The organism is Paenibacillus sp. KS1 (assembly GCF_001680695.1).
GTDB lineage: Bacteria > Bacillota > Bacilli > Paenibacillales > Paenibacillaceae > Paenibacillus_B > Paenibacillus_B suaedae.
In genome coordinates, this window is record NZ_MAIS01000007.1 from 48,070 (window position 1) to 61,939 (window position 13,870).

The 13,870-nt window shown below is 51.8% G+C and carries 10 protein-coding genes and 1 pseudogene; all 11 read right to left on the minus strand.

The features are described 5' to 3' along the window. Positions 1 to 25 precede the first annotated feature (25 nt). The 11 genes and pseudogenes from phaZ to BBG47_RS04255 all read right to left on the minus strand — a co-directional run bounded on the left by phaZ (position 26) and on the right by BBG47_RS04255 (position 13,584). Positions 26 to 970, minus strand: coding sequence for an intracellular short-chain-length polyhydroxyalkanoate depolymerase (gene phaZ, locus BBG47_RS04205; RefSeq protein WP_065290650.1), 945 nt, complete (start codon positions 968 to 970; stop codon positions 26 to 28). Next, a pseudogene (locus BBG47_RS04210) lies at positions 967 to 2,029 on the minus strand (3-oxoacyl-ACP synthase). The gene phaZ and the pseudogene BBG47_RS04210 overlap by 4 nt, the downstream one beginning before the upstream one ends. Beyond that, on the minus strand, positions 2,007 to 2,315 hold the full coding sequence (locus BBG47_RS04215) for a hypothetical protein (RefSeq protein ID WP_065290651.1): 309 nt from the start codon (positions 2,313 to 2,315) through the stop codon (positions 2,007 to 2,009). The pseudogene BBG47_RS04210 and the gene BBG47_RS04215 overlap by 23 nt, the downstream one beginning before the upstream one ends. Beyond that, the gene (locus BBG47_RS04220; RefSeq protein ID WP_065290652.1) at positions 2,312 to 3,328 is read right to left on the minus strand and encodes a branched-chain amino acid ABC transporter permease; all 1,017 of its coding nucleotides are present in this window, start codon (positions 3,326 to 3,328) and stop codon (positions 2,312 to 2,314) included. The genes BBG47_RS04215 and BBG47_RS04220 overlap by 4 nt, the downstream gene beginning before the upstream one ends. Beyond that, a complete protein-coding gene (locus BBG47_RS04225) occupies positions 3,328 to 4,194 on the minus strand; it encodes a branched-chain amino acid ABC transporter permease (RefSeq protein ID WP_065290653.1) in 867 nt (288 codons plus the stop codon). The genes BBG47_RS04220 and BBG47_RS04225 overlap by 1 nt, the downstream gene beginning before the upstream one ends. Positions 4,195 to 4,223: 29 nt before the next feature. After that, a complete protein-coding gene (locus tag BBG47_RS04230; RefSeq protein WP_065290654.1) occupies positions 4,224 to 4,928 on the minus strand; it encodes an ABC transporter ATP-binding protein in 705 nt (234 codons plus the stop codon). Then, positions 4,906 to 5,772 carry an ABC transporter ATP-binding protein gene (locus BBG47_RS04235; protein WP_083189077.1) on the minus strand — a complete coding sequence of 289 codons (867 nt, stop codon included), beginning with the start codon at positions 5,770 to 5,772 and terminating at the stop codon, positions 4,906 to 4,908. Before BBG47_RS04235 ends, BBG47_RS04230 begins: the two co-directional genes overlap by 23 nt. Positions 5,773 to 5,787: 15 nt before the next feature. Next, positions 5,788 to 7,167, minus strand: a complete 1,380-nt coding sequence (locus BBG47_RS04240; RefSeq protein ID WP_094183129.1) for a substrate-binding domain-containing protein — start codon at positions 7,165 to 7,167, stop codon at positions 5,788 to 5,790. 142 nt (positions 7,168 to 7,309) lie between these two features. Next, positions 7,310 to 10,666 (minus strand): AfsR/SARP family transcriptional regulator, encoded by a 3,357-nt coding sequence (locus BBG47_RS04245; protein WP_065290655.1) that lies wholly within the window; start codon positions 10,664 to 10,666, stop codon positions 7,310 to 7,312. A gap of 103 nt (positions 10,667 to 10,769) precedes the next feature. Next, entirely contained in the window at positions 10,770 to 12,434 is a 1,665-nt protein-coding gene (locus BBG47_RS04250; protein WP_065290656.1) for a class I adenylate-forming enzyme family protein, read from the minus strand. Further along, positions 12,403 to 13,584, minus strand: a complete 1,182-nt coding sequence (locus BBG47_RS04255; RefSeq protein WP_065290657.1) for an acetyl-CoA C-acetyltransferase — start codon at positions 13,582 to 13,584, stop codon at positions 12,403 to 12,405. Before BBG47_RS04255 ends, BBG47_RS04250 begins: the two co-directional genes overlap by 32 nt. Between the last annotated feature and the right edge of the window lie 286 nt (positions 13,585 to 13,870).

The window sequence follows — 13,870 nt, forward strand, 5'->3', positions numbered from 1 at the left end:
CGTCATCGTCTTCCCCTGTCTCCCTTCAATCTGTATGGCCGGCCGATGCAGTTGACCCGCTAGGAGCTGCTTCTGATGAATCTCTCCCCAAGAAGGACTCAATTGCATCCAGCAGCTGCGGAAGATCGTCAACTAACGGTGAGTGACCGCATCCTGTCAATGGAACGAACTCCGCAATGTCTCCCAGATCGGCCAGCGTCTCTCTCGTCATCGCCTCAGTAATAACTAAATCCTGCATGCCCCGCAGAACCAAAACGGGGGCTTTAATTCGTTTCACAGCCCCGCTTCCCGGAGATGCTTCATGATCAAATACACTCACGTTAAACGTGTTCAGCGCATGATACACATCCATCAGATTTCGTTGCGTCAAAATATCGTCTATATAGGTTTCGTATCTTGCCTCTTCCGGTTGATTCCGATCATAGATAACGGCCTCATACAATTGCTTCATAAACCGGCGATCCCGACGTATGTTTGCCGATTCGATGAGGGTATTGCGAGCCAATGATCGAATACCTTCTATTGTCGTAATCCGGCGCGTAACATCTGGCAAACCATCCGATCCGTCCTCATAGAATGGATATCCACGAGTCGAGACGCTTGCCAACAGCACTAGCCGCTTTACCTCATCAGGATAAGCGGCAGTATACTCCATTGCCACCCCGCCACCAGTCGACCAGCCAATGAGGGTAAAACGAGTTAGACCGAGTAAATCGACCCATTGCTTCACATCTGCAGTGAAATCAGACAAGGACTCAATCGGCGTATGATAGGTAGAAATACCAAATCCCCGCAGGTCGACCGCATACAGCTTATACCGAGCATCCATCTGTTCCAGCACGACGTCCCAATGACAGGACGAATTCATGTTGCCATGAATCAGCACAACTACCTCATCGCCGCCATCACGTTCACGGTATCCGAGTGTTTCCCCATTTGGCAATTCAACGGATTTTACATGAATCTTCATGCTTCATCCCCCCATCTTAAGGTGAGAGCTCCCCACGCATATCCGATGCCCGCAGCTGCCAATACAACAATGCTGCCCGGTTGAATTAATTTCCGATTTACGCCTAATTCAATACATAGAATCGGATCAAATTGACCGATATGTCCGTAGTCCTCCAAATAAACGGAACGTTCTTCGGGAATCCCCAAGGAACGCAGCACGAATTCATGTGCAGATCGTTTCATATGAAGCAAGCCGATAAAATCAATATTCGAGATCGTATATCCACTACCCTGAATAGCTTGTTCCACCACCTGAGTGAATCGCTGCATCGACACCGCATCCAGTCGCGACTTCATCCGTTCTGGATCTGGGACTCGGAAGCAAGCCTGACCTTGCGCCAATAGCTCAGCCGTCAATGGCTCCTTCGTTCCCCCTGCTTGAATGATGACATCCTGCGCAAATGATCCATCCGTAATAATTGCTGAATCCAGCACCTCTGGATACGAAGGACCCGCCCCACGCTGGAGCAGCATCGCTCCGCCGCCAGCACCCAAGTTCGCCATGAAGCGAGTGTTCGGGTCCGTTAAGTCAATCAGGTCGCCGTTGCGGATAGCCACCAGCAAGCAGCACAGTGCGAATACGAGCATCCCCCAACATCATCGACTTCGCTGTCTGAGCGGCCATAATTGCCGTACAGCATCGGGAGCCCATATCGAAACCCCACGCATTTACAGCTCCAATCTCATGCTGCAGTTGAAGAGCCGCCGTCCATACCGGGTATTCCTTGTATTCTTCACCGATATATATAATGAGATCAATTTCCTCAGGCGCGATCTGGGCACGACGAATCGCTTCCTTCGCTGCTGCAACCCCCATCGCGCAGGGATGATCATCAGGCCCTGGTACAGGCTTCTGCCGGACGCCCAGCTTCGACTCCACAATATGCTGAGGAATGCCTGATGCTTCTGCAATATCGCTGCTAGTCATTTTCGGTTCAGGGATATAAGTTCCTACGGACAACAGACGGACGATCGACTGCTCATTCTTTTCTCTTTCATTCATTCCGTTCTCGTTCATACACGTCATTCCCCCGCTTCATCATCAGCTGCATATAGCCAACCGCTTCCTCCCATGAAGCAACGGTCTGCTCTTCCTGGCCCTGTACATAGGTAATTCGGATTCGCCAATCGTCCAAACCCTCGGTCTCCTGCCGTATCCGGCAGCGGACGACAAAGGAACCGACCACAGAGGTATCCTCAACCAAATGATGTCGATTGTACTGATTTCGACTGTCATGAGCCTCCAAGTGCACATCCTCATCCAAGTGTTCCACAGCCGAGTCCTTCTGCCTGCGAGAAGTCATCCTGCCTCCTCCTTCCCATGCCGAGATGCTGTCTCTGTAGGAGACGAAGAGGTTCTCCTTCCTCTCCGCTTCATCCACCACAATCGGAGCGTTCCGGTTATGCCTGCTGGGAAGACGAGCACGACGACAATATAGAGAAGGCCAAAGAAAATAATCCATCTCTCGAATATGGGGTGGAACTTAGCCAGCTCAGTTAGGCCATGGTGCGCCCATTCAATAATCGCTGAGCCAATAATCGCCCCGAATAGCGTCCCAACGCCGCCAATAATCGTCATCAGAAGCGCGTTCAAGGTCATATCCATCGCGAACACCGTCGTATTGACGAATCGCAGTGTCAGCACATACATTGAGCCGCTAATGCTGGCGACTACACCTGCGACTACACTTGCAAACACCTTGTAGTGGATGATCTCATAGCCGAGCGAAGCGGTTCGCTGCTCGTTTTCACGTATCGCCATCAACACACGACCGACGGGGGATTGCGTGAATCTTCTTAGCAGCATATAGATGACAACCATCACAGCGAGCGATACCATGTACAGCACCGTCCGATCCTTTAGCTCCGAGGGAATCGGGAACGTGAAGCCGTCATTTCCTCGCGTCAGAGACCTCCACTTCTCCGCCAAGACAAGCAGTAATCCGGAAAAGGCCAACGTAAGCATTGCGTAAAAGTGATTCTTCAAACGCAAAGACAACATGCCTACCAGATAGCTGAGCAGCGCCGACAAAATCACACCTGCTGCAATCGACAGCAGCAAGACTCCGATGTTAGCCCCCATCCGATCGAGCATGACACCAGTTGCGTACGCACCAATACCGAAGAACATACAATGACCGAATGAGACAATGCCTGTATAACCGAGCAAAATGTCGTAACTCATCGCAAAAACAGCGAAGATGCAAATTTGCGTCATAATAATGAGGAAGCTGCGCGAGTCATTGATCCACGGCAGCACGGCAAGTCCAATGACGAGCAGAAGGAACCATTTCGTTCCGATGTTTATATGTCTCATTACGCTCCCCCCTTCGCCCCGAACAAGCCTGAAGGCTTAATGAGAAGGACAACCACCATCAACAGCATATTGCCTGCAAGCGACAAGTCCGGCACATAATAGGCCATAAATGCTCCCGACAAGCCAACTAACAGTGCAGCCAGTACAGAGCCTTGGATGCTCCCCATGCCGCCAATGACAACGACGATGAAGGCAAGAATGGCAAATTGCATGCCCATTTCGGCAAATATCACTCCTGAGTATGGAGCAAGCAGTACGCCTCCCAGTGCCGCCAGACCTGCCCCAACCATAAATACAAGCGTAAATACACGCCGAATCGGAATGCCTAGCGCTTGAACCATTTCCGGATTCATAACGCCTGCGCGCACGATTAGACCAATCTTCGTACGCTTCAATATGAACAATAATCCGCCGTACACGAGCGCACCAATTACGATGATGAAGATTCGGTATTTAATTAGAATCACTCCGCCAACTTCCCAGCTTCCGCTGAGTATAGGCGGGGCATCCGCCTTAAGTGGATTCGGGCCGAATACAACTTTGAGCAATTCACTTAACACGAGCATAACGCCTAGCGTGACCAGAATCTGCTGCACATGATTGCCGTACACGGGCCGAATGACAATGCGTTCCATCATGAAGCCAAGCAGCATTCCAACAAGAATTGCTCCCACAATCGCCAAGACGAATGAGCCCGTTGCCGCATACAACCACACCCCGCTATAGGCACCCCAGGCAAACAAGCCGCCGTGCGCGAAGTTGAGCACGCTCATAAGCCCGAATATAAGTGTCAGCCCCGACGCGAGCAGGAAGACGAGCATTCCGGTCGCAAGCCCATTAACAATCAGATTGATGAACCCGTTCAATACATACTCCCTCCTCTTTGGCGCATCGGTTATGCAATGCCCAAATACTTCCGCCGTGTCTCCTCGTCATAACGCAGTTCATCCATCGTTCCTGCCTTCACGACGCGCCCTTCGTCCATCATGTAGTACGCGCTTCCAATGCGGCTCGCCATAAGGAAGTTCTGCTCAACTAGTAGCACGGTCGTTTTCTCCTTCATCTGCTGGATAGCTTCCATCAGCTTCTCCACCATAATCGGGGCAAGACCTTTGCTAGGTTCATCGATGAGGAGCAATTCATTGTCGTTCACATATGCCCGGGAGATCGCCAGCATCTGCTTCTGCCCTCCGCTCAAGAGTCCACTCTTGCGGTTCCAGAAGCGGCGCAGATCTGGGAACAGCTCCATTGTCCATTCCAGCCGAGCAGCAGCCTCTTCGCTATTCCCTCTCATCGCAATACGCATCGTTTCTCCTACCGTTAGATCAGTGAAAATTCCCTGATCCTCTGGAACATAACCGACCCCTTTACGAGCAATAAGATGCGTCGGAAGCTGATCCAATCGTTCTCCCTTATAGTGGATTTCTCCCTTGGATGCCGGATTCAATCCCATAATGGAACGCAGTGTCGTCGTCTTGCCCGCCCCATTGCGGCCAAGCAGTACGGTAATCCCACCAGCCTTCACTTGGAAGGTGACCCCTTGCAAAATGTGAAACTGTCCGATATACGTTTCAATTTCATTCACCTGCAGCAGTGTCATCATACAACCCTCCCAAGTAAGCAGACTGTACCAATTCATTATTCATAATCTCATCCGGATGACCATCTGCAAGCAGCTTCCCATTAAACAGAACGGCGATCGTATCGGATAAATCCAGAACCATCTCCATCTTGTGCTCAATCAGTAATATCGTTCGATCTTTGGCATCCTTCACCCGACGGATCACTTCCATAATCGCTGGAACCTCTTCCACCGATATGCCAGCCGTCGGTTCATCGAGCAGAAGAAGCGACGGCTGGAGCGCTAGCAGCATCGCTAGCTCCAGCTTGCGCTTCTCTCCATGCGCCAAGTGCTTCGCTGTAGCACTGCCTCTTCTTCCAAGCAGCACCATATCGAGCCAATGCTCCGCTTCTTCTTCAAACTGACGATACGCTCGCAGTGATCGATACCAATTCATGCGAACACCATGTCTGGATTGGACAGCAAGCCGTACATTCTCCATCACCGTCAGATTGGGGAATACATTCGTGATCTGAAAGGATCGCCCCATCCCAAGCCTTGTCCGTTCGAATGGGGGCAGCAACGTCACGTCGCGCCCCTCGAATTGGACCTGGCCAGAAGTTGGCCGCAGCTCGCCGCTTAACAAGTTGAACAAGGTCGTCTTACCTGCACCATTTGGGCCAATGATTGACTTGAAGCGATTTCGCTCAACGGTGAGGTTCACTTCCTGTACTGCGATATGTCCGCCGAACGCAATCGTCAAATCTGTTGTGCTCAAAATTTTATCCACCGCTTGGGACGAATGGGAGCGGCGAGCTCTATTCGTCCCCTGTTCAATCGGCAGCGACTCGGCCGTCCTGAGGTTGTTCTCCGCTCCGCTCATGTCCCGACCTCCTAGTTAACGTTTGTTGCGAATCGGCGGTGCCGTCTCTTCTGGCGACAGTTCACGGATAAGTACAGGAACCGGATAATCGGTACCATCCTTCTTCTCCAGCTTCACCGCATACATCGTCTGCAGTGCTTGATGATCCTCCGCTCGGAACGTCATCTTGCCCTTCGGCGCATCAAATGTCATTCCTTCCATCGCTGCAATCAGCTTGTCGGCAGTCGTATCCCCGCCCGTCTTCTTCACGGCTTCCACGATCGCAATCGCTGCTGACATGCCTCCAGGTGTGAACAAATCTGGCAAATCTCCATTGAATCGCTTCGTATGTTCTTCTACGAGCCATTTATTCACATCATTGCTCGGAAGTGAATGGTAGTACACCGAGAAGCCTTCCATCCCCTCCAGCTCCTGCATTGTCTTCAGAGCTGCGATATCCGGAGCTCCAGTAGACAGTTTGATGCCTTGCTCCGTTACCTTCATATCCTTGAGCTGCTTCCACGGCGTGTTCGCCCCCGCCCATACTACGAACAAGTAATCCGGTTTTGCACTTACAATTTTCTGAATGTTCGCGGTAAAATCCGTTGCTGTAGCGTCCGCGTACTGCTCTTCTACAATTTCCGCACCAAGCTTGATCGCTGCTTCCTTGAATGCCTTAATGCCATCGCGGCCGAACGCGCCATCCGGTGCGAACGTTGCAATCTTAACACCCTGCTTCGCTATCGCCGCCGCGCCTGCAACCGCGTCCTGCGAGGAATTGCGTGCAGTGCGGAATACGTATTTGTTCCACAACTCGCCTGTAATGCTATCCGCAACAGCTGGCTCGACGACCATAATCTTCTCGTATTCCTCAGCAAGCGGAAGAACCGCTAATGTATCCCCTGAGCTGGATGAACCAACAAGGAAATCAACCTTATCGGTTTCAAGCAGCTTGGTTGCCTTCTTAACGGCTACGTCCGGCTTCGTTTCCGTATCTTCTACAATGAATTCAACTGGCCGTCCATCAATCGTCTTCGTACCTTGTGTGGCATAGTCGATGCCAAGCTCGAATCCGCGAACCGTCTGTTTGCCGTAACTCTCAAGCGCCCCCGACATGGAAGCAAGCACTCCGATCTTGATTGGCGTCTTATCTCCATCGGACGATTTCTTCTCTTCCGTTTGATTATTCTTGTTCTCTGTCGATGCTGCACCATTGTTCTCTTGCTTCGCGGAGTTCCCTCCCGCATCACTTCCACTGCTTCCACAAGCAGCTGTCAGCAGCAGGAGCAAGGACATGAAGCTGAGCAGCAATAGTCTTGACATCTGTATGCGAACCGCCCGTTGCTTATCATGGCTGCGATGCAATTGTTGCTTCTGATTGCTTGTTTCACGAATAAATAACTGTGTCATAGACACCAAAAACCCCCTTACGAATCATTTCCCATTCATCATAAGAGGGTATAGTTACAAATGAGTTGCATCGGTTAGGAAGCCGCAGCACGACATACTGCCAGCTTAATCAACAGATAAGCAAGCAACATTCCGCAGCAGTACCCTCTTACTCGTCATCACTCAGCATTACACTCGATATGTCCCGAACAAGTTCTCGGATATCCTTCATCGGCTCGATCCCTAGCTCTTCCTCCAACGCCTTGCGGCATTTGTTGTACCAGCGCAAAGCTTGATTGCGATTGTTCATTTGAAGATGACAAGCAATCAGGATTCGGTACGCCTCTTCCCAGCAGCGATCTTTCGCTACAATCGATTCCGCCCAGCGGATCGCCTTGTCGAAGGTATTCATAGCCGCATAGTGGCCAGACAATCTCTCTGCTCCACGCATGAACAATACTTGCAAGCGTTCCCGTTCCTCAATGCACCAATCCTCGTAACGGCGTTCAGGCATATAGTCGCCTTCATAGATAAGGAGTCCTTCTTCCAGCAGTTTGATTGCCTGCTCCACATCGCCAGCTTCAAGCCCTTGTTCGATCGCCATCTCGAAGCGATTGGCGTCGAGCACCCAGCCCGCAGCCGGATTCAATTGATAGGTGGTTCCCCGTCTAATGATGTAATAAGGGTTCGAACGAACACGACGATGCGGTTCCAAGGCCGTATTCAAGGCATTTAGCGCCACCTTGAAGTCTCGATTGGCCGCCTTCTCCTCTGATTGGGGAAACAGAGAATCCAGCAGTTCTTCCTTCGTCAACGAACGAGTCCGTCTAGTCACCAGAAGCTGGAACAGCTCTTTTGCCTTGCCACGCTGCCAGTCTTTGTCCGACAACTCAATATCGCCAAGCTGGACGACAAAATTCCCAAGCGTATGTATATACAAGGTATATCCAGGGTGGTACGTAAGCTGATCTAGTCCTAATTCCGTAAGCATCGTCGATGCGTAGGAACGGCAAATATCAAGTCGTACCGCTTCAATAAGCAGCGGAATGAGCTGCTGCGTGTCGCTCGGCCCGAACAATGTACGCCGCGTGATCAGGAATGAGTAGCCTTCCCGCTCCGTCCGCGCCAAAAAGCGCTCCATCGCAACCGCGAACTTGCTGTCCTGCTCTGTCCGATAAGCGCATAATGCGAGCCACATCTCAACAGCAGCGCTGCCGAATCCATCACCGCAAGCGAGGAAACGTTCACTACATTCACGGAATACATCCTCGGCTTCGGCATACCGATTCGCGTTGAACAGTGCAATGCCCATGCTCAGCCTAATTAGCGAGGTGAGCCAGCCATCATTCGCGAATTGCGTCTTCTCCCAAGCACTATGCCCGTATCGTAGAGCCGTATCCGTTGAACGAGCTCTGCCGAAGAGCAAGCAGAGCCCCATATATGGCTCAGCGCTGCCGCGCTTCACTTCCAGCCGTTCCATGATTGACAGCGCCGCCTGATAGCAATCAGCAGCTACCTTCGCATCATACTTCCCAGTCAGCTGCGCAGCATGGCCCATTCGCATCCATCCACAAGCTTCCACGAAGGGCGCCTTGAGGCGAATGCCCTGCATCATTCCCGCTTCTGCCGCCTCCTTCGCCGCAACTGGCTCTCCGCACATACTGCTGATAAGCGAGAGCAGCAGGTCAATCTCGCGGTGCGAGCGGGATAATGTCTTGGAATGGTAGCTAAGCCCGCGGAAGAGCGAACCCTGTTCCTGTTCCATCATCTGGGCATGCATTAGCTTCGACTTCGCCTTGTGCAGTCTACCGGTGCGGAGGAACAACCGCGCTTCAAGCAGCCAGTCTCTTCCCTCTGCGTGAATATGAATAGCCCGATCGTACCAGAGCTGCGCTTCTGTTCCTCTGCCCGCATTAAGCATATTTTCAGCCATCAATGTATATAAGCGGCCAAGACGCTCACGCTCGCCCGTTCGAACCCTTCCACCTGATTCATAGCTTGAATGCCGCAAGTGAACGCTTTCAATTCGATCTACATGCATGATCCGGCCTCCATAGAGCGACTCTGCAATTGCAATCGCACGCTCCAGCAGAGGCTCTGCCTTGCCAGGTTGTATCGTATCCAGAAATAAGAGAGCTTGCCCTTCAAGGGCCATCATCTGAACAATGCGATTGCTGGCACTATCTGCTTCATATTCGGCTATGCGGTATTGGGCTGACGCCTCTTCATACTGGCAGCGATAACGCATAATATCCCCATGCAGCACATGCAAATATGGGTATCTTCGCTTCGTACGCTCTGGAATCGTCAGCAAGGAGGCATGGACGAATTCCAAATGACCGCCCTGTATCAACTCCTCGCCCCCATCCTGAAGCAGCAGTGCCGTCTCTTCGGCATCCTGCAGCACCATCGCCTGTGCCATCGCCAGATCATAGCGGCCGCGCGATGCGAAGATGTGAATGGCCTGCTTCGCCAAAGACACGTAACGATCATGCTGTCTTCTCAACTTATCGAGCAGGAATTCACGGAACAGGGCATGATAGCGGAACTGCTTGTCATCGACTGCTGACAAGAAGCCGCTGCCGCACAGCTCAAACAACAGCGCATGTGAACCGCTTCGCCCGCATACGGCATCACACCAGTCACCGGTAAGCTCGTCAAAGATACTCGTCTCCAACATGAAGGAGCGCATCGACAAAGATTGCTTCTGGAACAGCTCCAATGCCAGAAACTGAAACAACTCCTCCATCGTATCTCTTGGCGCCCGCAGAAGTTCTTCTAGCGACCCATTGGAAGACAGCAGCCGCTGCCATATAAGCTGCACCGCAATAATCCAGCCTTCCGTCTGCTTATAAATCCGCTCAAGCTGCTGCTTCGTAAGCGGGTATCCGTAATAATCGCTGTACAACACTTCAATTTCTTCTTCATTGAATGCAAGCTCTTCCTTGCCAATTTCCAGTACATGGCCTCGGATGCGCAGTGCAGCTAGACCATCCCACTGAGGCTTGGCGCGTGAGGAAATGACGATGCCCATCTTGTCGCAGTCAGGCAAGTAGGACACAACATACTGCATCCATTCGTCAATGCTTGTAGTCGGTTCGACGAGGTGGTAATCATCAATAATTAATATCGTCCGCTCTGAAAGCGATACCAACTCATTCAAAAATAAGTCTGCCAAGGCAATGATATCTTCACTGCTGTTCCGATTTCCACCGCTGTGCAGCTCAGCAAGCAGCGATTCCCCGAATTCGGGAACCGATTGCCGCAACGTATAAATGATATGGGATACAAATGGGATAAAGTCATTGTCTTGGGGAGATGCTCCGTACCATGCATACGTCATGTCCGAGGAGCGCAAATAGGCGGACAGCGCCGTCGTCTTGCCGAATCCCGGACCAGAGGTCAATATGGTGAGCGGGAAATCTGTAATGCGGGTTAGCACTTTAGCAAGACGAGGACGGTGGAGCAGCTGCTTCTTCAAAGGGGGCGGCATTAATTTCATTTTAAGCACGCGGCCTTCTTTCATGCAGAACCTCCGATTCCTCTATTTTCCAATGTTGTCCTGTATATTGTATCACAGTTATACCTGCTTCAAGCACTTTTACAAAAAAATGAGCGGCTGACCTCGGTCAACCGCCAAACCATGCTTTCATTGCCTTTTTGTCCAGCTTGCCCACTACTGTCTTTGGAAGCTCTTCAGTGAAAATAAAGCGCTTGGGCACTTTATACTTCCCAATCCTCGCTTGACAGTATTGCTTGAGTTCTTCTTCCGTCAAGGAGGAGATCTCTCCTGTACTGACAGCGGCAACGACAACTTCGCCCCACTTCGAATCTGCTATGCCAAGCACAGCTGCTTCCAGCACCTTCGGATGGCTCTCGAGAATATGCTCCACTTCAAGTGGATATACATTCTCTCCTCCGGTAATAATCATATCTTTCTTCCGGCCAACAATATAGTAATAGCCGTCCTCATCCCTTCGAGCCAGATCCCCCGTCAACAACCATCCATCCTGCATCGTCTCTTCAGTTGCCTGCGGATTGTTCCAATAATGAGAGAACAAATGACCTCCCCGAAGCACCAGCTCTCCGACTTGACCTGCTGCCAGCACGCGCCCGTCAGATCCAATAATCCTTGCCTCTCCGAGCAGCATCGGCACACCTACCGATCCGGGCTTCATTCTAGCCGCTTCCGGCTCGATTACGAAATTGTTTGGACCAGACTCTGTCGCACCGTATCCTTCCTTGAAAGGCAAGCCTCTAACGTGAAATGCTTCATATACGGATAATGGACACGGGGCACCTCCCGAGAGGAAGGTTCGCATATCCGGAAACATATCATTTCTAAATGAATCGCACTGAACGAGCAGATGATACATCGTCGGTACCATTAACACAATCGTACAACGTTCTTCCCAAAGGAGTCGGATCATGTCATCCGCTTGGAAATTACGCACGAGCACGACCGTTCCCCCAGCCATAAGTACAGGGAATGTCAGTGCATTAATGCCTCCAGTATGGAACATAGGCAAGATGGTCGGCGTAACGTCCGATTCGTTCAACTGCCAGCTAATTACCGTGTTCGCCGCATTCCAGAATACAGAGCCATGCGACAGGACAACCCCCTTCGGTTTCCCTGTCGTTCCCCCGGTATAGATCATAAGCCATGGATCATCGAGGCAGATTGCTTGCTGTGCCAATATGTCACGAGGTTGTACAAGCTCATCTGCCGTTGCCCCGGCTGCAATCTCAGCAGCTGCATCCTCGATTGCATTGACTGTCGAACTCCCCGGCTGTTCACATTGAGTCTCCGCCTGTTCATGCAGCAGCGCAGACACATCCAATACTTCTACGCTTCTTTCTTGTAGTGCTTCAGATAGAGCAGCAAGCGAAGGAACCGTTCGATCATAGAGCAGCACCTTCGGCGAACAGTCCCGTACAATTTCATGCAGCTCTGCTTCCGCGAGCCTCCAGTTCATTGGGGCGCCAATCGCGCTCAACAGTCTGCAGGCAAGCAGTGCATCCAGCATCTCAGCCTGATTTAGCAGCAGTACAGCAACCCGATCCCCAGCGCTAACACCATGATGCTGCAGTACAAGCGCCAATTGCCTTGCACGGCATGCAAGCTCTCGATACGTGTATCGATTCCCAGTATGAGCGTCTACGACCGCGACTTTATCCGGCGTCTTCTCGCAGCGATGCTCGAACCAGTATGCAGCACTGTCCACCGTTTCAAAGCTTCGCCATGAATGCTGTCGTTCCGATTCAGCCCCGCTCAACGATGACAGCGACACCATGACCGCCTCCTACACAGAGCGCAGCCGCGCCGTATTTCACCTTTCTTCGCTCCATCTCGTGAAGCAGTGTCACAAGCACTCTTGTCCCGCTGGCACCAATCGGATGTCCGAGCGCAATCGCGCCTCCGTTCACATTGACGATCTCTGTATCAATGCCCAGTTCCTCGGCAACAGCCAGCGCCTGTGCCGCAAAAGCTTCATTGATCTCGAACAGTTCAATATCCTGCATGCGCAGGCCTGCCCTGTCAGCAGCCTTCCGCAGCGCAGATACAGGTCCGAGTCCCATCCATTCCGGCTCCACGCCTACTGCTGCATAGCCGCGCACCACCGCAAGAGGGGATAAATTACGCTTCACAGCTGCTTCCGAGCTGCACAAGACAACAGCAGCTGCCCCGTCATTAATCCCGGACGAATTGCCCGCTGTAACCGTGCCATTGCTAAGGAAGGCAGGCTTCAGTTTGCTTAAATTGTCCATGGTCATGCCATGGCGAGGGTGCTCATCCGTATCCACCGTCCGGTATGCCCCCTTGCGTTCAGGTACTCGGATTGGAACGAGCTCAGCTTCGAATCTTCCTTCACGCATCGCTGATTCCGCACGTTGTTGGCTCATCAGTGCAAATGCGTCCTGCATGTCACGTGTGATATGATACCGTTCCGCTAATTTCTCTGCGGTAATGCCCATTGGCTGCTGTAGAAAGGCACAGGTCAGTCCATCATGCAGTACAGTATCCAACAGCTCCCCGTGCCCGTACTTATATCCCTGTCTTGCCTGCTTGAGTATATAGGGAGATTGGGTCATATTCTCCATTCCGCCAGATACGACGATATCTGCATCACCCGTCCTGATGTTCTGTGTCCCCAGCATGACAGCCTGCAGCCCTGATCCACAGACTAGGTTGACCCCCGTCGCTGGCGCATGGATAGGGATGCCCGCCTGTAAAGCCGCTTGTCGTGCCCCATTTTGCCCGACTCCAGCTTGCAGCACCTGTCCCATCCATACTTGATCCACATGTTCTCCCATGATGCCAGCGCGGCTGCAGGCCTCTTGAATAGCAGCTGTGCCCAGTTCCACTGCAGTCACATCCCGATAATTGCCTTGAAATGAACCGATTGGCGTGCGTGCCGCACCCATTATCCACACTTCATTCATCTATTCCACCCCACGTTCAGGATTTATGGCTGCCGCTTGCAGATATGTCCTGCAATGTTCAGAGGCTAACCCCCTCCCCAAATGCCCGTTCACCCGCAAGCCTGTATATCCACCATTTCCAGTAAACGCGATGACAGTTGCAAATCAGTTGCATAACGGTACAGACATGAACGCACTCCATGACCTCGCTCTTCACATAGGCTATTTCGAAATAGATGCGACCGAGAAGAAGTGAACCGATAGGACAACAAAAAAGCACTCGAACCGCGACGCGGTTCAAGTGCTC